The organism is Geodermatophilus sp. SYSU D01186 (assembly GCF_054050215.1).
The window spans coordinates 95,050-116,770 of the sequence record NZ_JBJGYW010000001.1 but is presented as its reverse complement, the minus strand read 5'-3'; the positions used below and the strand labels follow the sequence as shown (position 1 = coordinate 116,770).

25 protein-coding genes are annotated in these 21,721 nt (G+C 75.7%); 4 read left to right on the top strand and 21 right to left on the bottom strand.

Annotated elements, in window-relative coordinates; all coding sequences use genetic code 11:
* From nuoE to ACI784_RS00580, 7 genes are all read right to left on the bottom strand, one after another.
* Complete coding sequence (gene nuoE, locus ACI784_RS00610) at positions 1–1,074, bottom strand: NADH-quinone oxidoreductase subunit NuoE (RefSeq protein ID WP_457012236.1); 1,074 nt, start codon at positions 1,072–1,074, stop codon at positions 1–3.
* On the bottom strand, positions 1,071–2,402 hold the full coding sequence (locus ACI784_RS00605) for an NADH-quinone oxidoreductase subunit D (RefSeq protein WP_456922895.1): 1,332 nt from the start codon (positions 2,400–2,402) through the stop codon (positions 1,071–1,073). Before ACI784_RS00605 ends, nuoE begins: the two co-directional genes overlap by 4 nt.
* Complete coding sequence (locus ACI784_RS00600) at positions 2,399–3,136, bottom strand: NADH-quinone oxidoreductase subunit C (protein ID WP_457012235.1); 738 nt, start codon at positions 3,134–3,136, stop codon at positions 2,399–2,401. The genes ACI784_RS00605 and ACI784_RS00600 overlap by 4 nt, the downstream gene beginning before the upstream one ends.
* Positions 3,133–3,813, bottom strand: a complete 681-nt coding sequence (locus tag ACI784_RS00595; RefSeq protein ID WP_456922893.1) for a NuoB/complex I 20 kDa subunit family protein — start codon at positions 3,811–3,813, stop codon at positions 3,133–3,135. The genes ACI784_RS00600 and ACI784_RS00595 overlap by 4 nt, the downstream gene beginning before the upstream one ends.
* A 13-nt stretch (positions 3,814–3,826) precedes the next feature.
* Complete coding sequence (locus tag ACI784_RS00590) at positions 3,827–4,189, bottom strand: NADH-quinone oxidoreductase subunit A (protein WP_456922892.1); 363 nt, start codon at positions 4,187–4,189, stop codon at positions 3,827–3,829.
* Between the two features lie 97 nt (positions 4,190–4,286).
* Positions 4,287–5,546, bottom strand: coding sequence for a geranylgeranyl reductase family protein (locus ACI784_RS00585; protein WP_457012234.1), 1,260 nt, complete (start codon positions 5,544–5,546; stop codon positions 4,287–4,289).
* Positions 5,547–5,794: 248 nt separating this feature from the next.
* The gene (locus ACI784_RS00580) at positions 5,795–6,520 is read right to left on the bottom strand and encodes a demethylmenaquinone methyltransferase (RefSeq protein WP_456922890.1); all 726 of its coding nucleotides are present in this window, start codon (positions 6,518–6,520) and stop codon (positions 5,795–5,797) included.
* A 51-nt stretch (positions 6,521–6,571) separates the two neighbouring features.
* Between ACI784_RS00580 and ACI784_RS00575 the strand changes: the two genes are divergently transcribed.
* Positions 6,572–7,831 (top strand): isochorismate synthase, encoded by a 1,260-nt coding sequence (locus ACI784_RS00575; RefSeq protein ID WP_457012233.1) that lies wholly within the window; start codon positions 6,572–6,574, stop codon positions 7,829–7,831.
* On the opposite strand, the gene ACI784_RS00570 is transcribed toward ACI784_RS00575, so the two are convergent.
* The 4 genes from ACI784_RS00570 to ACI784_RS00555 form a co-directional block, all read right to left on the bottom strand.
* Positions 7,828–8,370 carry a 2,4'-dihydroxyacetophenone dioxygenase family protein gene (locus tag ACI784_RS00570; RefSeq protein WP_456922888.1) on the bottom strand — a complete coding sequence of 181 codons (543 nt, stop codon included), beginning with the start codon at positions 8,368–8,370 and terminating at the stop codon, positions 7,828–7,830. The two genes, ACI784_RS00575 and ACI784_RS00570, sit on opposite strands and share 4 nt — an antisense overlap.
* Positions 8,371–8,636: 266 nt before the next feature.
* Positions 8,637–8,795: a hypothetical protein gene (locus tag ACI784_RS00565; RefSeq protein WP_457012232.1), complete on the bottom strand. Its 159-nt coding sequence runs from the start codon at positions 8,793–8,795 to the stop codon at positions 8,637–8,639.
* The gene (gene menD, locus ACI784_RS00560; RefSeq protein WP_456922884.1) at positions 8,795–10,480 is read right to left on the bottom strand and encodes a 2-succinyl-5-enolpyruvyl-6-hydroxy-3-cyclohexene-1-carboxylic-acid synthase; all 1,686 of its coding nucleotides are present in this window, start codon (positions 10,478–10,480) and stop codon (positions 8,795–8,797) included. The genes ACI784_RS00565 and menD overlap by 1 nt, the downstream gene beginning before the upstream one ends.
* Positions 10,477–11,415 carry an o-succinylbenzoate synthase gene (locus ACI784_RS00555; RefSeq protein ID WP_457012231.1) on the bottom strand — a complete coding sequence of 313 codons (939 nt, stop codon included), beginning with the start codon at positions 11,413–11,415 and terminating at the stop codon, positions 10,477–10,479. The genes menD and ACI784_RS00555 overlap by 4 nt, the downstream gene beginning before the upstream one ends.
* Positions 11,416–11,503: 88 nt before the next feature.
* On the opposite strand from ACI784_RS00555, the gene menE reads away from it, so the two are divergent.
* Together menE and ACI784_RS00545 are read left to right on the top strand one after the other, a co-directional pair.
* Entirely contained in the window at positions 11,504–12,640 is a 1,137-nt protein-coding gene (gene menE, locus ACI784_RS00550; RefSeq protein ID WP_457012230.1) for an o-succinylbenzoate--CoA ligase, read from the top strand.
* A complete protein-coding gene (locus ACI784_RS00545; protein ID WP_456922881.1) occupies positions 12,640–13,512 on the top strand; it encodes a 1,4-dihydroxy-2-naphthoate polyprenyltransferase in 873 nt (290 codons plus the stop codon). Before menE ends, ACI784_RS00545 begins: the two co-directional genes overlap by 1 nt.
* 54 nt (positions 13,513–13,566) lie before the next feature.
* Here ACI784_RS00545 and ACI784_RS00540 read toward each other — a convergent pair whose 3' ends face one another.
* Together ACI784_RS00540 and ACI784_RS00535 are read right to left on the bottom strand one after the other, a co-directional pair.
* Positions 13,567–13,884, bottom strand: a complete 318-nt coding sequence (locus ACI784_RS00540; RefSeq protein ID WP_457012229.1) for a DUF4229 domain-containing protein — start codon at positions 13,882–13,884, stop codon at positions 13,567–13,569.
* Complete coding sequence (locus ACI784_RS00535) at positions 13,868–14,314, bottom strand: Lrp/AsnC family transcriptional regulator (RefSeq protein ID WP_456923036.1); 447 nt, start codon at positions 14,312–14,314, stop codon at positions 13,868–13,870. Before ACI784_RS00535 ends, ACI784_RS00540 begins: the two co-directional genes overlap by 17 nt.
* A 102-nt stretch (positions 14,315–14,416) precedes the next feature.
* On the opposite strand from ACI784_RS00535, the gene ACI784_RS00530 reads away from it, so the two are divergent.
* The gene (locus ACI784_RS00530; RefSeq protein ID WP_457012228.1) at positions 14,417–14,635 is read left to right on the top strand and encodes a hypothetical protein; all 219 of its coding nucleotides are present in this window, start codon (positions 14,417–14,419) and stop codon (positions 14,633–14,635) included.
* Positions 14,636–14,829: 194 nt separating this feature from the next.
* Here ACI784_RS00530 and ACI784_RS00525 read toward each other — a convergent pair whose 3' ends face one another.
* The 8 genes from ACI784_RS00525 to ACI784_RS00490 all read right to left on the bottom strand — a co-directional run bounded on the left by ACI784_RS00525 (position 14,830) and on the right by ACI784_RS00490 (position 21,719).
* On the bottom strand, positions 14,830–15,108 hold the full coding sequence (locus ACI784_RS00525) for a hypothetical protein (RefSeq protein WP_457012227.1): 279 nt from the start codon (positions 15,106–15,108) through the stop codon (positions 14,830–14,832).
* Between the two features lie 117 nt (positions 15,109–15,225).
* The gene (gene ccsB / locus ACI784_RS00520) at positions 15,226–16,170 is read right to left on the bottom strand and encodes a c-type cytochrome biogenesis protein CcsB (protein WP_456925206.1); all 945 of its coding nucleotides are present in this window, start codon (positions 16,168–16,170) and stop codon (positions 15,226–15,228) included.
* Positions 16,160–17,809, bottom strand: a complete 1,650-nt coding sequence (gene resB / locus ACI784_RS00515) for a cytochrome c biogenesis protein ResB (RefSeq protein WP_457012226.1) — start codon at positions 17,807–17,809, stop codon at positions 16,160–16,162. The genes ccsB and resB overlap by 11 nt, the downstream gene beginning before the upstream one ends.
* Entirely contained in the window at positions 17,806–18,651 is an 846-nt protein-coding gene (locus tag ACI784_RS00510; protein ID WP_457012225.1) for a cytochrome c biogenesis CcdA family protein, read from the bottom strand. Before ACI784_RS00510 ends, resB begins: the two co-directional genes overlap by 4 nt.
* Complete coding sequence (locus ACI784_RS00505; protein ID WP_457012224.1) at positions 18,651–19,226, bottom strand: TlpA family protein disulfide reductase; 576 nt, start codon at positions 19,224–19,226, stop codon at positions 18,651–18,653. Before ACI784_RS00505 ends, ACI784_RS00510 begins: the two co-directional genes overlap by 1 nt.
* Positions 19,223–19,861: a histidine phosphatase family protein gene (locus ACI784_RS00500; RefSeq protein ID WP_457012223.1), complete on the bottom strand. Its 639-nt coding sequence runs from the start codon at positions 19,859–19,861 to the stop codon at positions 19,223–19,225. The genes ACI784_RS00505 and ACI784_RS00500 overlap by 4 nt, the downstream gene beginning before the upstream one ends.
* On the bottom strand, positions 19,861–21,234 hold the full coding sequence (gene hemL, locus ACI784_RS00495) for a glutamate-1-semialdehyde 2,1-aminomutase (protein ID WP_456925201.1): 1,374 nt from the start codon (positions 21,232–21,234) through the stop codon (positions 19,861–19,863). The genes ACI784_RS00500 and hemL overlap by 1 nt, the downstream gene beginning before the upstream one ends.
* Complete coding sequence (locus tag ACI784_RS00490) at positions 21,231–21,719, bottom strand: hypothetical protein (RefSeq protein ID WP_456925200.1); 489 nt, start codon at positions 21,717–21,719, stop codon at positions 21,231–21,233. Before ACI784_RS00490 ends, hemL begins: the two co-directional genes overlap by 4 nt.
* Positions 21,720–21,721: the final 2 nt, after the last annotated feature.

The following is a 21,721-nucleotide window of genomic DNA, read 5'->3' as shown; positions in this document are numbered from 1 at the left end:
TCACGCCTTCCCGTCGGTGGGGTTCGTGCCGGTGGCCGGTTCGGCGGCGGGCGGGTTCTCGGTGCCGGCCCGCTGCCGTCCCCGCGGCTGCCCGTACTCGGCCCCCTTGTCGGGGTGGGCCTGGGCGGCACCGGCCCGCTCGGCCGGGGTGTCAGCGGCCGCGACGCGGGCGTCGGCCGCCTCCTCCTCCGGTGTCTGACCGGCTCCGTCCCGGGTCCCGCCCTGAGCCTGCGAAGGGTGGGGAGGACGGGGTCCTTTCTCCGTGCGGCCCGACGGCGCGACGGTCTCCCGCGGCGCACCGGTGTCGGCCGCGGGCTGCTCGGGCCCGGGCATCGGCGGGGCCCACTCGCCGCGCTCGGCGGCCAGCCGCAGCCCGGCCAGCGTCGGCTCGATCGCGCCCTCGGCGTCGATGGCGGCACGCCGGGACGCCTGGTCGCCGTACTGGTCGAACCCGGCCAGCTGGCGGGAGACGCCACGGAAGTCGGTGAGCGGGGCGCCCCGGGTGGGGTGCGGCTTCTCCCCGCTCCGCAGGGCCGCGACCAGCGCGCGGGCGCTGTCGACGTCCTGCTGGTCGTAGAACTCGTAGTCGACGGTGACCACCGGCGCGTAGTCACAGGCGGCCAGGCACTCGGCGTGCTCGAGGGTGACCGAGCCGTCGGGCGCGGTCTCGTCGTGGTGCACGCCGAGGTCGGCGGCGAGCGCGTCGAAGATCCGCTGCCCGCCGAGGACGGCGCACAGCGTGTTGGTGCAGACGCTGACCAGGTGCCGGCCGGTGGGACGGCGCTTGTACATCGTGTAGAAGGTCGCGACCGCGCCGACCTCGGCCTTGGTGAGGCCGAGCTCCTCGGCGCACAGCGCCACGCCCTCGGGCGAGACGTAGCCCTGGTAGCTCTGCACCAGGTGCAGCATCGGCAGCAGCGCCGACCGCGGCTGCGGGTAGCGGGCGATGATCTCCCGCGCCTCCAGCCGGGTCTGCTCGGTCAGCGGCGGCAGATCGGCGGCCGCGGGCTCGACGGCGCTGGAGTCCAGCCCCGTGACCGCCGTGCCCTCGGCACTCCCCGGGAGCGCGCTCATCGGTCGACACCACCCATCACCGGGTCCAGGGAGGCGATCGCGGCGATGACGTCGGCGATCATGCCGCCCTCGCTCATCGCGGCCGTCGCCTGCAGGTTCACGAAACTGGGGTCGCGCACGTGGACGCGCCACGGCCGGGTGCCGCCGTCGCTGACCACGTGGTAGCCGAGCTCGCCGCGCGGTGACTCGATCGGCACGTAGACCTGTCCGGCCGGCACGCGGAATCCCTCGGTGACCAGCTTGAAGTGGTGGATCAGGGCCTCCATCGACTGGCCCATGATGTGCTTCACGTGCTCGAGGGAGTTCCCCATGCCGTCGGGGCCGAGGGACAGCTGCGCGGGCCAGGCGATCTTCTTGTCCTGCACCATCACCGGCCCGGGCTCCAGCCGATCCAGCGCCTGCTCGATGATCTTCAGCGACTCGTTCACCTCGGCCATGCGGACCAGGTAGCGGCCCCACGCGTCGCAGGTGTCGGCGGTGGGCACCTCGAAGTCGTAGGTCTCGTAGCCCAGGTACGGCTCGACCTTGCGCAGGTCCCACGGCAGCCCGGCGGCGCGCAGCACCGGCCCGGTGACGCCGAGCGCGACGCAGCCGGTGACGTCGAGGTAGCCGGCGTCCTTGAGCCGGGCCTGCCAGATCGGCTGGCCGGTGAGCAGCTTGTGGAAGTCGGCCACCCGCGCCGGCATCACGTCGAGGAACTCGCGGATGTGCTCGACCACGCCCTCGGGGAGGTCCTGGGCCAGCCCGCCGGGACGGATGTAGGCGTGGTTCATCCGCAGCCCGGTGATCTCCTCGAGCAGGTCGAGCACCAGCTCCCGCTCGCGGAAGCCGTTGGTCATGCCGGTGAGCGCGCCCATCTCCATGCCGAAGGTGGCCAGCGCGACCAGGTGCGAGGCGATCCGGTTGAGCTCCATCACCAGCACGCGGACGGTCTGCGCCCGCTGCGGCACCTCGATCCCCAGCAGCTTCTCGACCGCCATGCAGTAGCCGGCCTCGTTGAACAGCGGGGACAGGTAGTCCATCCGCGTCACGAAGGTCGTGCCCTGCGTCCAGGTGCGGTACTCGGTGTTCTTCTCGATGCCGGTGTGCAGGTAGCCGATGACCACCCGCGCCTTGGTGACCGTCTCGCCCTCGAGGTCGAGCACGAGCCGGAGCACGCCGTGGGTGGACGGGTGCTGCGGGCCCATGTTGACGACGAGCCGCTCCTCGCCGTACGCCTCGGTGCCGAGGGTCTGGTCCCAGTCGCCGCCGGTGACGGTGTAGACGCGGCCCTCGGTGGTCTCCCGGGAGCCGGCGTACGGGTCGCTGGCGTTGTACGTGCTCGTCATCGGTAGCTCCGGCGGGTGTCCGGCGGCGGGATGGTGGCGTCGTGGTACTCGACCGGGACCCCGCCGAGCGGGTAGTCCTTGCGCTGGGGGTGGCCGTCCCAGTCGTCGGGCATGAGGATCCGGGTCAGCGCCGGGTGCCCGTCGAAGACGACGCCGAACATGTCCCAGGTCTCGCGCTCGTGCCAGTCCGCCGTCGGGTAGATCCCGGTGACCGACGGGACGTGCGGGTCCTCGGCGGGGACGGCGACCTCCAGCCGGATGCGCCGCCGGTAGGTCATCGACGTCAGGTGCAGGACGACGTGCAGCCGGGGCCGGCCCGGCGTCGCCGAGGGACCGCCGCTGTCGAGGTAGTCGACGCCGGAGACGCTGCTGCACAGCTCGAAGCGCAGCGCCTCGTCGTCGCGCAGGGCCTGCACCAGCGTCAGCAGGTGCTCCCGGGCGACGAAGTAGGTGATCTCGCCGCGGTCGACCAGCACCCGCTGCACCGCGGCGTCGTAGGTCGCCGGGCCGACCGCCTCGATCAGCGCGTCGGTGACCTCGTCGAAGTACCCGCCGTAGGGCCGGTCGGTCGAGTGCAGTGCGACCGCGCCGCCGGGTTCGACCCGCACCAGCCCGCCGAAGCCGGAGGTGTCGCCGCTGCCGGAGACCCCGAACGCGCCCTTGCGGAAGCCACCCGAGGGAGCCACCGCGCCCTGGCCGGCGTCGGTGCCGCTGCGGTCGCCCGGCCCGGTCATCGGGCACCCCGCACGTAGGGCTCCGGCAGCAGGACGGCGTTCCCGCCCCGCTGCTCGATCGCGAACTGGCCGGTGCGCCGCTCGGCGGCGGCCCGCTCGTAGGCCTCCCGCGCCGCCTTGTCCACCCGCACCGTCGACGGCATCTCGACCAGGAGGTCCTTCGCCCGGCCCTCCTCCCGCGCGCGCTCCAGCTCGCGCGCCCGCTTCGGGCCCAGCGGCTCGTTCATGATCTTGTGATGGAGCTTGAGGATGGCGTCGGTGAGCATCTCCGGCCGCGGCGGGCAGCCCGGCAGGTACATGTCCACCGGCACGATGTGGTCGACGCCCTGGACGATCGCGTAGTTGTTGAACATCCCGCCGGAGCTGGCGCACACGCCCATCGCCAGCACCCACCGCGGCTCGGGCATCTGGTCGTAGATCTGGCGCAGGACCGGACCCATCTTCTGGCTCACCCGCCCGGCCACGATCATGAGGTCGGCCTGCCGCGGCGAGGCCCGGAAGACCTCCATGCCGAAGCGGGCCAGGTCGTAGCGCCCGGCGCCGGTGGCCATCATCTCGATCGCGCAGCAGGCCAGCCCGAAGGTGGCCGGCCACAGCGAGGACTTGCGGGTCCAGTTGACCAGCTTCTCGACCGTGGTCAGCAGGACGCCGCTCGGCAGCTTCTCCTCGAGTCCCATGGGTGCGCTCCTGTCAGTCCCAGTCGAGCCCACCGCGGCGCCAGACGTAGGCGTACGCGATGAAGACGGTGCCGATGAACACGACCATCTCGACCAGCCCGAAGACGCCGAGCGCGTCGTTGGCCACGGCCCACGGGTAGAGGAAGACGATCTCGATGTCGAAGACGATGAACAACATCGCCACCAGGTAGTACTTGACCGGGAACCGGCCGCCGGTGAGCGGCTGGTCGACCGGCTCGATGCCGCACTCGTAGGCGGCGAGCTTGGCGCGGTTGTAGCGGCGGGGCCCGACGAACGGCGCGACCGTGACCGAGAACAGCGCGAACGCCGCGGCCAAGGCGAACAGCCCGACGATCGGGACGTAGGTCGAGAGCATCAGCGGCACCCTACGGTGATGGAGATCACGCTGTCGGTAACAGGTGATCGTGGACACGACGTGTCGACACGGCAGCGGGGCGTGACGGGATGCATGGTCAGACCGCCGGAGCCAGTCGGGTGAGGACGGCGACGACGCGGTCGAAGCGGTCGCCGTCCCGGCCGTCGGAGAGGTTGCCCATCAGCCGCAGGGCCGCACCGACCAACGCCGGCCGCTTGAGCCCGTGCGCGGTGGCGAAGCGAACCAGGTCAGGGCGGTCGAGGAGCGCGAGGAAGGCCATGCCGAGCCGGTGGTGGCGGCCGTACTCCTCGCGGAGCCGGGCCGGGTACCGGCGCAGCGCCTCCTCGCGAGCGGGGCCCGCCGGGCGGCCCAGGCCCTCGATCGCCGCCTCCGCCGCCATGGCGCCGGTCTCCAGCGCGTAGCTGATGCCCTCGCCGTTGAACGGGTTGACGGCGCCGGCGGCGTCGCCGGCCAGCAGCAGCCCCCGGGTGTAGGCCGGACGGCGGTGCAGCGCCATGGGCAGGCCCGCACCGCGCAGCGGGGTGACCGCGGACTCCTCCCCGAGCTCCCACTCGGGCGGGAGCGTGGCCAGCCACTCCCGCAGCACCGTGCGCGGCTCGGCGCCCGTGCCGCGGCGGCGGTCGAGCAGCCCGAAGCCCACGTTGCTGGTGCCGTCACCCATGCCGAACACCCAGCCGTAGCCGGGCATCGAGTCCGCGCTGGGGCCTGTCGGCGACAGGTCGAAGGAGATGTCGAGGTACTCGTCGCCGGTGCGCGGCGAGCGGACGTACCGGCGGACGGCGACGCCGAGCGGCCGGTCCTCCCGGCGGACGAGCCCGAGGGCCTTGCCGAGCCGCCCCGACAGCCCCTCGGCAGAGACGACCAGCGGCGCCCGCCAGGTCGCCGGCTCCCGGTCCGGCCCGTGCTCGGCGTGCACGCCGACGACCCGGCCGGCGTCGTCGAGCAGCGGCGCGGAGACGGCGACCTCGTGGACGACCCGCGCGCCGGCGTCCCGCGCGTGCGCGAGGAGCTGCGCGTCGAGGTCGCGGCGGTTGCGTACCAGGCTGTGGGAGGGCCACCGCTCCAGCACCGGCCAGTCGACCTCGACCACCTGACCGCCGCCGGTGACGCGCAGCCCCTTGTGCCGGACCCACCCGGTGGTGTCCACGCCCAGGTCGGCCAGCGCCTTCACGCCGCGCGGGGTGAGCCCGTCGCCGCAGACCTTCTCCCGCGGGAACGGGGACTTCTCGAGCACGACGACGTCCCGCCCGGCGCGGGCCAGGTGCCACGCCGCCGCCGACCCGGCCGGACCGGCACCGACGACGACCACGTCGGCCCGCCGGTCGCGCACGTCCACCGTCGACCCCTCCCCTGGAGTGTGCCGACTTTGTGAAATGGTTCACAAAGTCCGTCGGCTCCACTCTAGGCCTGGGTGTGACGTTGCTGACAAGTCACCCTTCCGGGAGACGCACGTCACGGTCGTGCCCAGGGTGCCGGGACAGGGGATCTCCGCAGCTCGGAGCCGAGCCGGCGAGCGAGACCGGCGATCTCGCGGGTCGTGGGCGCGGAGGTGTGCGAGATCGGCGATCCCGCCCGCGGAGGGGGTCAGGCGCGGGGCTTGCGGCCGCGGTGCAGCGCGACGATGCCGCCGGTGAGGTCCCGCCAGCCCACGTCGGCCCAGCCGGCCGCCTGCAGCCGCGCGGCCAGCGCCGGCTGGTCGGGCCAGGCCCGGATGGACTCGGCGAGGTACACGTAGGCGTCGGGGTTGCTGCTCACCGCGCGGGCGATCCGCGGCAGCGCCCGCATCAGGTACTCGGTGTAGACGGTGCGGAACGGCGCCCAGGTCGGGCTGGAGAACTCGCAGACCACCAGGCTGCCGCCGGGCCGGGTGACGCGGGAGAACTCGCGCAGCGCCGCGTCGGGGTCGGCGACGTTGCGCAGGCCGAAGGAGATGACCACGCCGTCGACGCTCTCGTCGGCCAGCGGGAGGGCCATCGCGTCGCCGGCCACCTTGGGCACCGGGCGCGACGCCCCTGCCCGCAGCATGCCCTGGGAGAAGTCGCAGGCGATCGCGGAGACGCCCCCGGCGGCAAGCTCGACCGTGGAGACCGCGGTCCCCGCCGCCACGTCGAGCACCGTCTGCCCCGGGCGCGCACCGAGGGCCTCGCGGGTGGCCCGCCGCCAGGAGGCGTCCAGGCCGCCGGAGAGCACCGTGTTGGTGACGTCGTAGCGCCGGGCGACCCGGTCGAACATGGCCGCGACGTCGGCCGGCTGCTTGTCCAGACCGGCCCGCAACCCCGCGGTGTGTGCGCTCTCTCGCCGGTCTCCCACAGCGGCGACGCTACCGGGCTGCCTACGCTGGGTCCTGTGACAGTGGCTGCCGTGACCTCCCGGGACGCGGTCACCCCTCTCGTCACCACGACGCCGCTGCCCGCGGCCCCCGCCCTGCTGGAGCTCCTCCCCGCGACCGGCGCGCTGTCCTGGGTGCGCCGCGGCGAGGGGCTGGTCGGCTGGGGCGAGGCCGCCCGGCTGGAGGTCTCGGGGCCGACCGCGCTCGCCGAGGCGGCCGACTGGTGGGCCGAGTACGGCGCCGGCCTCGACGTCGACGACCCGATCGGCGTCCCCGGGTCCGGGCCGGTCCTCTTCGCCGGCATCGCCTTCGACCCCGCCTCGGGGACGTCGGTGTTCGTCGTCCCCGAGGTGGTCGTCGGCCGGCGCGACGGCGTCGCCTGGGTGACCACCGTCGGCGACGCCGACCCCGCCGAGGTGCTGGCGTCCGCACCGGCCGCGGTGCCCGCCGCGCTGGGCCGGCTGCGCTACGCCGACGGCGCGCTGGACCCGGCGTCGTGGTGCTCGACGGTCGAGGCGGCTGTCGAGCGCATCACCGCCGGGGAGCTGGAGAAGGTGGTCCTCGCCCGCGACCTGCTGGTGACCGCGGACGCCCCGCTCGACCCCCGGTCGCTGCTGGCCCGGCTCGCCGCGCGGTTCCCGGACTGCTGGACCTTCGCCGTCGACGGGTTGCTCGGGGCGACGCCGGAGCTGCTGCTGCGCCGCACCGGCCGCACCCTCTCCTCCCGCGTGCTGGCCGGCACCGCGCCCCGCGGGGCCGGCGCCGACGACGACCGGCTCGCCGCGGCGCTGCTCGGCTCGGCCAAGGACCGCGCCGAGCACGCGCTCGCCGTCGACTCGCTGGTGGGGGCCCTGCAGCCCTACTGCGCCACCCTCACCGCGCCGGAGGAGCCGGAGCTCCTGACGCTGGCCAACGTGCGCCACCTGGCCACCGACGTCACCGGCGTCCAGGCGCGCGGCGGTGCCCGCGGCCGGGCCGGGCTGCTGGAGCTCGTCGGCGCGGTGCACCCCACCGCCGCGGTCTGCGGCACCCCCACCCCGGCCGCCGCCGGGCTGATCGCCGAGCTCGAGGGCATGGACCGCGGCCGCTACGCCGGCCCGGTCGGCTGGCTCGACGCCCGCGGGGACGGCGAGTTCGGCCTCGCACTGCGCTGCGCCCAGCTCTGCGACGACGACCCGGCGTCGGCGCGGCTGTTCGCCGGCTGCGGGATCGTCGCCGGATCCGACCCGGCCGCGGAGCTCGCCGAGACCCAGGCCAAGTTCGCCGCGTTCCAGGCGGCACTGGAGAGCTAGCGCAGCAGCCGCTCCACCGCCTCGGCGCCCAGACCCACGCGCTCGTAGTGCTCGCGGGCGAGCTCCAGGTAGTCGTAGGCGTCGAAGGTGCCGTTGGGCTGGCCGTCCTCGTCGAGCCAGATCAGCGGGCCGGTCACGTTGAAGTGCACCCGCATCGGCTCGTCGGACTCGTGCGCCACCAGGGTGTGCGCCTCGCCCGGCGTCTCGTAGACGAAGGTCCCCCTGGTGGCCACCCAGTCGTGTTCCAGGTAGCTCCACTTGCCCGACAGCGTGTACCCGAAGACCTGGTGCGGGTGGTAGTGCCGGTTCACCAGCCCGGCCTCCCTCGCCCAGAGGACGTCGGCCCACCGGTTCTGGGTCAGCGAGATCCACAGCGGGCGCGAGCCGACGGTGTCCGACAGCGGGATGAAGTACCGCTCGTCGTCGTCGAGGGTGTCGGGCAGGAAGATCTCGGGGGCGGCGTCCTTGCGGAAGACGTTCTCGATCGGCTTGATGTCGCGCCAGAACTCGCGGCCGGTCTCGGGCTCGGGGCTCACCATCGCAGGCTCCTCCAGCACGGTGGGACGGGGGTCACAGCGTGCTCCGCCGGCCTCCCGGCAGCCACTCGATCAGCCCTCGGCGTGACGGGCCAGGACCTGCACCACCCGCACCACCAGGTCCAGGGGCAGCGGGTCGCGGTGCGGGAGGTGCATCGCGTCCTTCGCACCGCGGTAGGGCGCCACCTCCTCCCCGAGATCGGGGCGGCGCCCGGCTCGGGCAGCGGGTACAGCGCGATGTGCCGCTTCCAGGCGGCGACGTGCACCACCTACCGGCCGTCGAGGGTGAACGTGGGCATCGCGTACCGGATCGTCTCGCCGACCCCGGGGACGGCGTCCCGGATGGCGGCCCGGATCGCCGCCATCCGCCCCCGCACCTCCTCGGGCAGCCCGGCCAGGTACTCCTCGACGGTGGCGGGCGCGGCCATCAGCCCAGGGCCTCGGTCGCGGCGGTGCGCAGCTGCCGGGCGAGGTCGGCCTCGGCGCGCTGACCGGTGCGGACGACGACCACCCGGGGCCCTCCGGCGGCGACCGCGGCGGCGAGGTCGTCGGGGCGGTCGACCCGGACCGCGGTCCAGCCGAGCGCCTCGGCCACGGCGACGAGGTCGCGGCCGTGCGGGGTGCCGAACACCCGCCGGTAGCCGGCCTCGTACTGCGGCTGCCCGGGCTCCAGCTGGGCGAAGATGCCGCCGCCGTCGTTGTCGGGCACGACCAGGGTGAGGTCCGGGCGCGGCTCGCCCTCGCCGCCGAGCAGCCCCTGCAGGTCGTGCAGGAACGTGAGGTCGCCCAGGAGCGCGACGGCCGGGCCGCCCCCGGCCCGCTGGTGCACGAGCGCGGCGCCGACGGCGGTGGACACCGTGCCGTCGATGCCGGCCACGCCCCGGTTGGCCAGCACGGTCACCCCCGCCCGGGGGACGGCCAGCCGGTCGACGTCGCGCACCGGGGTGGAGGAGCCCAGCACCAGCAGCGCGCCGTCGGGCAGGCCGGCGACGAGGTCACGGGCCAGCCGGGCCGCGGTCAGCCCCTCGGCCGCGTCCAGCAGCTCGTCGACCGCCGTCCCCACCCGCGCGGCCGCGGCCGCCCACCGTCCCCGCCAGGCGGCGTCGCCCGGCGCGCCACCGGCCGGCAGCGCGCCCACGGCGGCGGTCGACCGTCCGGCGTCGGCCCAGCGCGGTGCGGCGGCGACCGTCTCGACCCGGACGGCGGGGTCGGACAGCAGCGCCGACACCGGCCGCGACAGCGTCGGCCGGCCCACGACCAGCACCCGCTCGGGGCGGTGCCCGGCCAGCCAGTCCGGCGCGCCCAGCAGCAGCGCGCCGGCGCGCAGCGACGCCCCCCACGCGCCGCTGGACGGCTCGGCGACCACCGGCCAGCCCTGCGCGGTCGCCAGCGCGGCCGCCGCCCGGCCCAGCGCCGGGGGTGCGTCGCCGACGACGACCAGGGTGCGCGCCGGGCCGGCGTCCCCGACCGGGGCCGGGGACGGTGCGGTCGCGGCCGTCCACGGCGCGCCGTCCGGACGGCCGGCCCACGGACCGGTCAGCTCGGGGACGGCCCCCTCGGGCATGAGCGGCTCGCGGAACGGCAGGTTGAGGTGCACGGGGCCGGGGTCGCCGGAGAGCGTGCCGCGCGCGGTCAGCAGGGCCTTGGCCACCAGGGAGCGCCAGTACCGGTTCTGCGCCGCCTCCCGCCCGGCCTCCGGGACGCCGACGTCGACCGCGGCGCGCACCGCCCGGCCGTACATCCCCGGCTGGGCGATCGTCTGGTTGGCGCCGGTGTCGCGCAGCTCCGGCGGGCGGTCGGCGGTCAGCGCGAGCAGCGGGATCCCGGCCGCGTCGGCCTCGAGGACGGCGGCGTGCAGGTGCGCCGTCGCCGTCCCGGACGTGGTGAGCACCGGCACCGGCCGCCCCGACGCCCTGGCCAGGCCCAGGGCGAGGAACGACGCCGTCCGCTCGTCGACGCGCACGTGCAGCGTCAGCCGCCCGGAGCGCTCGGCCTCGGCGAGCGCCAGCGCCAGCGGCGCCGACCGGGAGCCGGGAGCGAGCACCGCGTCGGTGACGCCGCCACGGACCAGCTCGTCGACCAGCACCCGCGCGCAGGCGGTGGACGGGTTCACGCGGCGGCCACCGCGGCCAGCCGGTCGCGCCAGCGCGCCTGGGTGGCCGGGTCGGCAGGGACGTCGGCCAGCCGGTCGGGCTCGGGCCGGACCACCGGCAGGACGCCGTCCACCGGCAGCAGCGGCGCGCTGGTGACGTCGCCGGTGAACAGCGCGACGGTGGCCAGGCCGCAGGCGAACGGCAGCTCGGGAAGCGCCGCGGCCAGCGCGACACCGGCGGCGATGCCCACCGAGGACTCCAGCGCCGAGGACACCACGCAGGGCAGGCCGTGCGCCTCCGCCACCCGCAGCGCGGCCCGCACGCCCCCCAGCGGCTGCACCTTGAGGACGACGACGTCACACACCTCGCGCAGGTCGACCCGCAGCGGGTCGGCCGAGCGGCGCACCACCTCGTCGGCGGCCACCCGGACGTCGATGCGCCGGCGCAGCGCGGAGAGCTGCTCGCGCGTGGCGCAGGGCTGCTCGACGTACTCGAGGCCGACGCGGTCCAGCGCGCGGATGCGGGCCACGGCGGTGTCGACGTCCCAGGCCGCGTTGGCGTCGACGCGGATCGCGCCGGCCGGGCCCAGCGCGTCGCGCACGGCCTCGACCCGGGTCTGGTCGTCGGCCGGTGTCTGCCCGGGCTCGGCGACCTTGACCTTCGCGGTGCGGCAGCCCGACGCGGTGACGATGGCGTGGGCCCGCTCGGCGTCGACCGCCGGGACGGTGACGTTGACCGGCACGGTGTCGCGCACCGGCGGCGGCCACCCGTCGACCGCCGCCTCCACGGCCGCGGCCCACCACCGGCGGCTCTCGGCGACGTCGTAGTCCCAGAACGGGGAGAACTCGCCCCACCCGGCCGGCCCCCGCACCAGGACGCCGTCGCGGACGTCGATGCCGCGGAACCGGGTGCGCATCGGCACCGACCAGACCCGAGCCCCGTCGGTGTCGATCACGCGCATCAGCGTAGTCAGGCCCTCCTGCGGGGCCCCGCCACGAGCCTGTGAGCGGTGGGGGGCAGGAGGGTCCCTACTCTCAGGACCCGTGGCCCGGCACCTGACCCTCGTGCCCGCGCCCGCCGATCCCCTGGCGCTGCTGCCCCACCTCCGAGCCGCCCTCGACGGCACCGCCCCGCTGGCCGTGCTCCCCGCCGGGCCGCCCACCGCGGTCGAGGCGGCCCAGCGGGTGCTGCGCCCGCAGGAGCCGCTCGAGCCGGGCGCCGACCTCGTCGTCGTCACCTCGGGATCGACCGGCAGCGGCCGCGGCGTGCTGCTGCCGGCGTCCGCGGTGCGCGCCTCCGGCGAGGCGACCCTGCGCCGGCTGGGCGGCCCCGGCGCGTGGCTGCTCGCCCTGCCGGTGTCGGCGATCGCCGGGCTGCAGGTGCTCTGCCGGTCGGCGCTCGCCGGCTCGGAGCCCACCGTGCTGGCCGCCGGTGAGCCGCTGGCCGCCGCGGTCGCCCGCATGCCGGAGGAGCGGCGCTACACCGCGGTGGTCCCCACCCAGCTGCGCCGGTACCTCGACGCCGAGCCCGACGCGCTGCGCGCCTTCGCCGGGGTCCTCGTCGGCGGTGCGGCCACCGACCCCGCGCTGCTCGCGCGCGCCCGCGACGAGGGCGTCGCCGTGGTCACCACCTACGGCATGACCGAGACCGCCGGCGGCTGCGTGTACGACGGGCGGCCGCTGGACGGCGTCCGCCTGCGGGTGAGCGACGGCGGGATCCAGCTGGCCGGTCCGGTGCTCGCGCTGGGCTACCGCCTGGATCCCGAGGGCACCGCGGCCGCCTTCGCCGACGGCTGGTTCCGCACCCGCGACGCCGGGAGCCTCGACGCGGCCGGCCGGCTCACCGTGCACGGTCGCCTGGACGACGTCGTCATCACCGGCGGGGTCAACGTCGCGCCGGCCGCGGTCGAGGCGGCGCTGCGCGAGCACCCGTCGGTCGCCGACGCGGTGGTCTTCGGCCGCCCCGACGCCGAGTGGGGGCAGCGCGTGGTCGCCGCCGTCGTCCCGGTGCCGGGAGCCGAGCCCGAGCTGGCCGTGCTGCGGCCGTGGGTCGCCGAGCGGCTCGGCGCACCGGCCGCACCCCGGGAGCTGCACCGCGTCGCCGCCGTCCCGACCCTGCACACCGGCAAGCCCGACCGTCGTGGGCTGGCCGCCTCCATCGACCCCGGGAGCGCACGCTGATGGCCACCCCCGCCCAGTGGCTGGCCGGCGCCCGCCCCCGCACGCTGCCCGCCGCCGTCGCCCCGGTGTTCGTGGGCACCGGCGCGGCCGCGGCGCTCGACGGCTTCCGGCTGGTGCCGGCGTTGCTGGCCCTGGTGGTCGCGCTCGCGCTGCAGGTCGCGGTCAACTACGCCAACGACCACTCCGACGGCAAGCGCGGCACCGACACCGTGCGGGTGGGGCCCATGCGGCTGGTCGGCTCCGGCGCGGCCACGGCGCGGCAGGTGCTCGTCGCGGCGGTGCTGTCCTTCGCCGTCGCGGGGGTGGCCGGGCTGGCGCTCGCGGCCCTGTCGTCCTGGTGGCTGGTCGCGGTGGGTGCGGTGTGCATCGTCGCCGCCTGGACCTACACCGGCGGCCCGCTCCCCTACGGCTACCGGGCCCTCGGCGAGGTCTTCGTCTTCGTCTTCTTCGGCCTGGTCGCCGTCGTCGGGACGACGTTCGTGCAGACCCGCTCGGTGGAGGGGCTGGCGGTCGCCGCGTCGGTGCCGATCGGCCTGCTGATCGTGGCCCTGCTGGTGGTCAACAACCTGCGTGACATCGAGGGCGACGCCGCCGTCGGCAAGCGCACGCTGGCGGTCCTGATGGGCGACCGCGGCACCCGCGTCACGTTCGCGGCGCTGCCGGTCGTCGCCTTCGCCGTCGTGGTCGGCATCGGCGTCGTCCGGCCGGAGGCGCTGCTCGCGCTGCTCGCCGTCCCGCTGGCCGTGCCGCCGGTGCGCACCGTCCTCACCGGCGGGCGGGGGCCGGCGCTCATCGGCGCCCTCGGCGGCACCGGGCGGCTCACACTGGTCACCGGCGTCCTGCTCGGCGCCGGCCTCGCTCTCAGCGGCTGAGGCCCCGCTGCAGGCTCCCGCCGCGAGCCTGCGAGCGGGGCAGCGGGTCCTCCGTCAGGCGTCGTCGCCGGCGAGGCGGGCCTGGACGTCCCGCTTGGCCTGCTGCCGGGCCAGGCTGCGGGCGGCCAGCCCCTCGGTGAGCCGCTCTCGCGACGGGCGCAGCAGCAGGTAGGACACCGGCATCGACAACAGCAGCCCGAACAGCGCGCCGGACCAGAAGTCCAGGCCCACCCACCACAGCAGGAGCACCAGGGCGGCGGCGATGGCGAACCGGCCGACGGTGTAGATCACCAGCCAGGGTGCGATCTTCGGCGGTGCCGCCGGCCCGCCCGTCGGCGCCCCCGGCACCGTCGGCTCAGCGTTCTCGGCCATGGCGGCCCTCCCACTTGGTACTCAGGACGACGGTCGTCCGGGTGCGTGCGACGCCCCGGATCCTGTTCAACGCGCTGATGGTGGCCTCCAGTGCCGGGATGTCGGTCACGCGGACCTTGAGCACGTAGCCCTCGGCGCCGGCGACCCGCCAGCAGTCCTCGACCTCCGGCATGGCGCGCAGCGCGTCCTCGATGCCGGTGTCGTCGACGGCGTCGCTCTCGATGACGCTGATCAGCGCGGTCACGTCGAGGCCCACGGCGGCCGGGTCGACGACGGCCCGGTAGCCCATGATCACGCCCGCGGCCTCCAGCTTGCCGACGCGCTCGTGCACGGCCGGTGCGGAGAGCCCCACCTGGCGGGCGAGCTCGGCGTAGCTGGCGCGCCCGTTCGCGCCGAGCAGGTCGATCAGCTGCCGGTCGACGGCGTCGATGGCGCTCTCCCCTCCCGCGGCGCTCCAGTGCCGCGGTCGAGTATCGCCGCGGACGTACTGTGGGGTGCACTCGGGCTCGACTCGGTGGAGGGGGAGATCGCCATGGCGTTCCTGGTGGTGCTGGTTCTGGTGGTCGCCGTGGTGGTGCTCGTCCTGCGCGCCACGCCGACGGGTGGGCCCGGGGGGAGGGGTGTGCGGCCCGCGATGCGGCCTCGGCCGCGGCCGACGCGCAGCGGCCCTCCGCTGGCGCCCGACGACGACCCGGAGTTCCTGCGCGAGCTCGAGCGCCGCACCCGCCGGGACGACGGCTCACCCGCATGAGAAAGGACCCCGTCCTCCCCACCCCTCGCACGCTCGGGGCGGTGCCCTGGACGGGGCCGAGAACCGAGGGCTGACCCCGTCCTCCCCACCCGCTCGGGCGGTGCCCTGGACGGGGCCGAGAACCGAGGGCTGACCCCGTCCTCCCCACCCGCTCGGGCGGTGCCCCGGACGGGATGAGCGGTGGGGGTCCTCCGTCAGGCCGCCCGGAAGAAGCGGCGCCAGCCGCGGGGGCGCGCCGGGGGCTGGGCCTCCGCGACCGCCGCGGCCTGACGGACCGGGTCGGCCGACATGCCGCCGGGCCAACCGAGCCCCTCGTGCGTGGTCGACCCGCCCGGCCAGCCGAGCCCGCTCTCGGTCGCGTCGGCGCGCAGGTCACCGTGCCGCCCGGCCGGCTCCCCCGGCGCACGCCGGGCCAGCGCCGCGGCGACGACCGGGTGCACCGCCGCGCCGTCGGCGGCCGAGTGCCTACCCACGGCGGACCGCCCAGTTTCGCGTCATGCGCGCATGGAAGCACGCGCCGGTGTCCCTCGTCACGCTGCTGGGCACCGGAGCGGTGAACGTGTCCCCCTGACGGAGGGGCTGCCGAGGGCTCAGCTGACGCCGGCGTAGCTGTGCAGCCCGGTGGACACCATGTTCACGTAGAGCAGGTTGAACACCATCACGGCCAGGCCCACCACGTTGACCCACGCCGCCGGGCGACCGCGCCAGCCGGCCGTCGTCCGGGCGTGCAGGTAGCCGGCGTAGACCACCCAGGCGATGAACGCCCAGGTCTCCTTGGGGTCCCAGCCCCAGAAGCGGCCCCACGCGCTCTCGGCCCAGATGGCCCCGGCGATGACGGCGAAGGTCCAGATCGGGAAGCCGAAGACGGCGGTGCGGTGGGCGACCCGGTCCAGCGTCGCCGCGCCGGGCAGCCGGGAGAGCACCGAGGTGCCGGCGTCGTCCCCGCGGGTGTCGTGCCGGACCCGCAGCAGGTACAGGACGCTGGCGATCCCGCTGACGAAGAAGACGCCGAACCCGATGATCGCGGTGCTGACGTGGACGGCGAGCCAGCTCGACCGCAGCGCGGCGACCAGCGGACCGGCCTCCGCGTACAGGAACAGCCCGATCGCGACGAGGCTGAGCACCACCGGCGCGAGCACGAACGCACCGATGGTGCGCACGGCCGGGATCCGCACGGCCAGCACGAGGAACGCGACCACACCCACCAGGACGACGGCGGTGGCGAACTCGTACATGTTGCCCCAGGGCAGCCGGTCGGTGGCCAGCCCCCGGGTGACCAGGACGCCGGCGTGCGCGACGGCCCCGAGACCGGTGACGCCGAGCCCGATGGACGCCCATCGCGAGCCGCGCGGCGGAGAGGCGGGGGCCTCCGCTCCCCCGGTGGCGCCGACGCCCGCGCCGACCAGCTCCCGGGCGGCCGGACGGCGACCGAACGCCAGCTGCGCGGAGAAGGCGACGACGGCGACCGAGTAGAGCGCGACGGCGATGGAGAACAGGGTGTCCGACAGGTCGGCCAGCGACTGGTCAACGGTCACTCGGGGGAGCCTCCGGTTCCGGTGCGGCCCCGGCGGACGACGGGGCGGGGAGCTGGGGGGACCGCGCGTCCAGCGCCGTCCGCAGCCGGTGGGTCAGCTCGGCGAAGCGGGTGGCGCTCTCGCCGCCGCCGCGGGTCAGCGAGCCGATCGTCAGCACGGTACCGCCGCCACCTGGCGCGGGCCCGACGCGGGCGAAGACGCGTTCCCGGCGCAGGAGCAGCAGGGCGAGCAGGCCGACCAGCAGGCTGATGGCGGACGCCAGCACCCACAGCTGCCCGGGGTCGTGGGAGAACTGCAACGCGGCGAACTGGGCGTAGCCGTCGAAGGTGATGACCGTGCCGTCGTCGAGGGCCAGGGAGTCCCCGACGGCGAGGTTGGCCCGGCCGGCCTCGCTGAGCCGCCCCCGCTCGATCTGGCTCTGGTCCAGCGAGTACACCGACTGCGGCAGCCCGGAGTCCAGGCCCAGGTAGCCGCGGTAGGCGATGATCGCGACCTCGGGGTTCAGCGGCCGCGGGTCGATCGAGGTCAGGATGCCGCCCTGCAGCACCCCGGTGGGGGCGAAGAAGCCCTCGAGCGCGAGCTGGTCGTCGGTGCCGGCGCCGAGGTCAGGCAGCTTGAGCGCGCCTTGGCTGGACATCGTCGCCTGGTCCGCGGGCAGGAACGGCGCCGAGACGCCCTCGAAGACCTGCCCGCCGGGGAGGGTGACGGTGAACCGGGGGCTGTAGCCGTGGCCGGTCACGTAGACCCGGTCGCCGTCGACGCGCAGCGGGTCGTTGACGCCGATCGTCGTCGTCCGGCCCTCCTCGCCGGGCGCGCCGTAGGTGATGTCGGCGGTGTAGGAGGAGGCGGTGAGGTCCTCCTCGTACTCGGCGCGGAAGTCGTCGAGGTCCACGCACAGCGGGGTGAGGTCGGCGCCCTCGACCAGCGGGCCGGCGGAGTAGGTGTCGTACTGCTGGAAGGAGTTGCAGAACCCCTGGCCCTCGGTGACCAGGATGCTGCCCTCGTACCCCCAGAGCTTGCCGCCGGCCAGGCCGAGCAGCAGGGCGACGAGGGAGAGGTGGAACAGGATGTTCCCCGACTCCTTCCAGAAGCCCTTCTCGGCCGACAGCTCCGGCCCGGCCCCGGTCTCCCGCCGGACGACGCGGAACCGCGCGACGCGCAGCTCCTCCTCCACCACGTCGAGGGCGGCCGGCCCGGCCAGCGGGGTGGCCAGCTCGCCGGAGTCGGGCAGCCGCAGCAGCCGGCGGGGCGCGGGCGGCGGGGTCGCGCGCAGCGCCCGGACGTGCTCGACGAGCCGCGGCACGACGCAGCCGATGAGGGAGATGAACAGCAGCAGGTAGACCGCGGCGAACCACGGTGAGCTGAAGACGTCGAACAGGTACAGCCGGTCCAGCCACGGCGCGAGCGTGGGGTGGTCGGCGAAGTACTGGGTGACGTTGTTCTGGCTCAGCGAGCGCTGGGGCAGCAGGGACCCCGGGATCGCGGCCAGCGCCAGCAGGAGCAGCAGGATGATCGCCGTCCGCATGGCGGTGAGCCGGCGCCACCAGCGCAGCCAGAGGGTGAGGGCCCGCCGTCCGACGGTGGGGCGGGCAGGCGGCTGCGGCGCGGCGTCCGGCCGCGGCGGGGCCTGGACGCTCACAGCGCCGACTCCCCGAAGCCGGTGGTCGCGAGCCACGAGCGCAGCCAGCCCATCATCTCCGTCCACGCGCCGCTGACCAGCAGCACGCCGACGACGACGAGCAGCGCGCCGCCGACGCGGGTGACGGTGCGGGCGTGCCGGCGCAGGAACGACGTCGCACCCAGGGCCCAGCGGGCGCCGAGGGCCACCAGGACGAACGGCACGCCGAGGCCGAGGCAGTAGGCGACGCCGAGGAGCGCGCCGCGGCCGGCGGTCGCCTCGACGTAGGCCAGCGAGTTGACCGCGGCGAGCGTCGGGCCCAGGCACGGCGTCCAGCCGAGGCCGAAGACGACGCCGAGCAGCGGCGCCCCCGCCAGCCCGGCGACCGGCCGGGCGGACAGGCGGGCGGTGCGCTGCAGGAGCGGCAGCCAGCCGAGGAAGGCCAGCCCCATGACGATGGTGACCACCCCGAAGACGCGCGTGAGCACGTCGGCGTGCTGGAGCAGCAGCCGGCCCAGCCCGCCGAACGCCGCGCCGAACGCGACGAAGACCGCGGTGAAGCCCAGCACGAACAGCAGCGCCCCGAGCACCATGCGGCCACGGGTGGAGCGATCGTCGGCCGCCACCCTCTCCGCGATCACGGCGCCCCGACCACCGCCGGAGCCCCCGGGCTGGTCGCGGCCCCATGATCGCGAGGGGGTGGTGGCGCCCGCCCCGGCCAGACCGGTGACGTAGGACAGGTAGCCCGGCACCAGCGGCAGGACGCACGGCGAGGCGAAGCTGACCAGCCCCACGAGGGCCGCGACGGCGGCGGCGACGAGCAGCGGGCCGTCGGTGACCAGGCCGCTGAAGGTCTCCCCCATCAGCCCTCCTCCGCCAGCAGCCGGTCGAGCACCGCGCGCAGGTCCTCCTGGGCGACCTCACCGGTGTAGACGGCGGCCACCCGGCCGTCGCGGTCGAGCACGATGGTGGACGGGATGGCGTTGGCCGGGTAGTCCCGGAACGCCAGCGCCACCTCACCGCGGGGGTCGTACAGCGAGGGGAACTCGATGCCCTCGCTGTCGACGAACGCCTGCGCGAACTGCTCGCTGGTCTCCTTGACGTTCAGCCCGAGGAACGCGATGCCCTGGTCGCGGACGTCGGCGTAGACCTCCTGGAACTGCGGCGTCTCCACCCGGCAGGGCGGGCACCACGAGCCCCAGAAGTTGAGGACGGCGATGTCGCCGGCCAGCTCGGTCGAGGAGAAGTCGCCGCCGCCCAGGAGGGTGCCGGAGAAGTCGGGTGCCGCGGCGCGCTCGTCCGCGGGGATGACCTCCCCGGCGGGGGTGCCGGCGACGAAGCGGAACTGGCCGCCGTTGTTGACGTCGACGGCGGAGGAGCCGGTGGAGCAGCCCGCGAGGAACACCGCGCCCAGCAGGACGCCGACCGCCCGCTTCATGCTCCGGGGACCGCGTCGGGGTCGGTGGCGCCGGCGGGCTCTGCGTAGGACAGCCCCACGAACCGGTCGCCCTCGTAGGCCAGCGAGGTGACGCTGGCCAGGCCGCACTGCCGCCGTCGCGGGTCGTGCGCGTAGCGGCGTCCCTCCAGGTGCAGGCGCAGCGTCCAGATCGGCAGCTGGTGGCTGACGCAGACCGCGGCCGACCCGCGGGCGGCGTCGCGGGCGGCCTCGACCGCGGCGACCATGCGCACGGCGATCTCCACGTACGGCTCGCCCCACGACGGCCGGAACGGGTTGCGCAGCTTCCACCAGTGCTGGGGCTGGCGCAGCGCGCCGTCCCCGACGCCGACCCGCAGCCCCTCGAAGGCGTTGCCCGCCTCGATCAGCCGCTCGTCGACGGCGACCGGCAGGTCGAGCGCCGCAGCGATCGGCGCGGCGGTCTGCTGCGCGCGCTCCAGCGGGCTGGACACCAGGTGCGTGATCGGCCGCCGCTCGGCGAACCACTCGGCGGCCGCCTGGGCCATGGCCTCGCCGGTCTCCGACAGCCGGTAGCCGGGCAGCCGGCCGTAGAGGACCTTCTCGGGGTTGAACACCTCGCCGTGCCGCAGCACGTGCACCACCGTCGTCTCGGCCATCAGGTGCTCACCTCGGCCGGGTCCTCGGCGGCCGGCGCGGCGGCGGGCTCCACCGCGGCGGCGGCGCGGGCGGCCGCGGGCAGCGCCTCGAGCACCCGCTCGACGGCCCCGTCGTCGAGGGCGGCGTTGACGAACCACGCCTCGAACGCCGACGGCGGCAGGTACACCCCGCGGGCGAGCATGGCGTGGAAGAAGGCGGTGTAGCGGGCGGCATCCTGCGAGCGGGCGTCGTCGTAGTCGCGGACCTGCCGCTCGTCGGGCACGAAGAAGACCGAGAACATCGACCCGGCCTGCTGCACGCGGTGCGGCACACCCGCGGAGAACAGCGCCGCGCTGGCCGCCCCGCGCAGGGTGGCGGCCACCCCGTCGCAGCGGGCGTAGACCGCGTCGGTGCAGTTGCGCAGGGTGGCCAGGCCGGCGGCGACGGCCACCGGGTTCCCCGACAGCGTGCCCGCCTGGTAGACCGGGCCGGCCGGGGCGAGGTGCTGCATGAGGTCGGCGCGACCGCCGAAGGCGGCGGCGGGCAGCCCCCCGCCCATGACCTTGCCGAAGGTGAACAGGTCGGCGTCGACCGGGTCCAGGCCGTACCAGCCCGACCGGGAGACCCGGAAGCCCGTCATGACCTCGTCGACGATGAGCAGCGCGCCGTGCGCGGCGGTGATCCGGCGCAGCTCGGCGTTGAACCCGTCCAGCGGCGGGACGACGCCCATGTTGCCGACGGCGGCCTCGGTGATGACCGCGGCGATCCGGTCGCCGCGCTCGGCGAACACGGCCTCGACCGCGGCGACGTCGTTGTAGGGGACGACGACGGTGTCGGCGGCCGCGCCCGTGGTGACGCCCGGGGTGTCGGGCAGGCCGAGGGTGGCCACGCCGGAGCCGGCCGAGGCCAGCAGCGCGTCGACGTGGCCGTGGTAGCAGCCGGCGAACTTGACCACCAGCGGGCGGCCGGTGACGCCGCGGGCCAGCCGGACCGCCGACAGCACCGCCTCGGTGCCGGAGTTGACCAGCCGGACCTGCTCGACCGGCGCCACGCGGGCGATGATCTCCTCCGCCAGCTCCAGCTCACCCTCGGTCGGCGCCCCGAAGGACAGGCCCCGGCGGGCGGCGGCGGTGACCGCCTCCACCACCGCGGGGTGGGCGTGGCCGAGCAGCAGCGGGCCCCAGGAGGCGACCAGGTCGACGTAGCGGCGTCCGTCGGCGTCGGTGAGGTAGGCCCCGGAGCCCTGAGCCATGAACCGCGGGGTGCCGCCCACGGCGCGGAAGGCGCGCACGGGGCTGTTCACCCCGCCCGGGGTGACCCGCTGCCCGCGGGCGAACAGGCCGGCCGACGCGGGGGCCTCGTAGTCGTACAGCGTGGAGTCCAGCGAGGTCACGACGCCAGTGTCCCCTTCGAACCTGTGGAGCCGTCCGGGGTGTCCGGGACGGCGGCGAGCAGCGCGGTGGTCAGCGCCGCCGGGTCGCGGGTGGGCACGAGCACGGTGCGCCCGTCGGTGAGCCGCAGGGGCAGCCCGGCCCGCCCGCGCGGGACCGACCAGCCACCGCCGAGCACCGGGGCGCCGGCGTCCACCCCCGCCGTCCCCGCACCGACCGCGCGCAGGTGGCTGGAGTCGACGTCGGCCAGCGGGACGCGCTCCCGGCCGACGGTGAGCGCCTCGTCGTCCACCCGGACCGTCCAGGCGCGGCGGGCCGAGAGCACCCCGGCGGCCACCACGCCGAGGACGGCGAGCGCACCGAGGGCGGCCGCTGGCGGCGGCAGGTCCGGACCCGGCAGCACCAGGCCCAGGACGACGAGGAGCCCGAGGACCCCGGCGACCAGCCAGAACGGCCGCCAGGAGCCCCCGGGCTCGTCGTACGTCATCG

Excerpts from the sequence above, each read along its gene's own strand:
- ACI784_RS00500 (WP_457012223.1), bottom strand. The coding sequence starts at position 19,861 with ATGGCCGAGACGACGGTGGTGCACGTGCTGCGGCACGGCGAGGTGTTC.
- ACI784_RS00545 (WP_456922881.1), top strand. The coding sequence starts at position 12,640 with ATGGCCACCCCCGCCCAGTGGCTGGCCGGCGCCCGCCCCCGCACGCTG.
- ACI784_RS00490 (WP_456925200.1), bottom strand. The coding sequence starts at position 21,719 with ATGACGTACGACGAGCCCGGGGGCTCCTGGCGGCCGTTCTGGCTGGTC.
- ACI784_RS00505 (WP_457012224.1), bottom strand. The coding sequence starts at position 19,226 with ATGAAGCGGGCGGTCGGCGTCCTGCTGGGCGCGGTGTTCCTCGCGGGC.
- ACI784_RS00605 (WP_456922895.1), bottom strand. The coding sequence starts at position 2,402 with ATGACGAGCACGTACAACGCCAGCGACCCGTACGCCGGCTCCCGGGAG.
- ACI784_RS00565 (WP_457012232.1), bottom strand. The coding sequence starts at position 8,795 with ATGGCCGCGCCCGCCACCGTCGAGGAGTACCTGGCCGGGCTGCCCGAG.
- ACI784_RS00595 (WP_456922893.1), bottom strand. The coding sequence starts at position 3,813 with ATGGGACTCGAGGAGAAGCTGCCGAGCGGCGTCCTGCTGACCACGGTC.
- ACI784_RS00590 (WP_456922892.1), bottom strand. The coding sequence starts at position 4,189 with ATGCTCTCGACCTACGTCCCGATCGTCGGGCTGTTCGCCTTGGCCGCG.
- ACI784_RS00540 (WP_457012229.1), bottom strand. The coding sequence starts at position 13,884 with ATGGCCGAGAACGCTGAGCCGACGGTGCCGGGGGCGCCGACGGGCGGG.
- ACI784_RS00570 (WP_456922888.1), bottom strand. The coding sequence starts at position 8,370 with ATGGTGAGCCCCGAGCCCGAGACCGGCCGCGAGTTCTGGCGCGACATC.
- ACI784_RS00530 (WP_457012228.1), top strand. The coding sequence starts at position 14,417 with ATGGCGTTCCTGGTGGTGCTGGTTCTGGTGGTCGCCGTGGTGGTGCTC.
- ACI784_RS00510 (WP_457012225.1), bottom strand. The coding sequence starts at position 18,651 with ATGGGGGAGACCTTCAGCGGCCTGGTCACCGACGGCCCGCTGCTCGTC.
- ACI784_RS00600 (WP_457012235.1), bottom strand. The coding sequence starts at position 3,136 with ATGACCGGGCCGGGCGACCGCAGCGGCACCGACGCCGGCCAGGGCGCG.
- nuoE (WP_457012236.1), bottom strand. The coding sequence starts at position 1,074 with ATGAGCGCGCTCCCGGGGAGTGCCGAGGGCACGGCGGTCACGGGGCTG.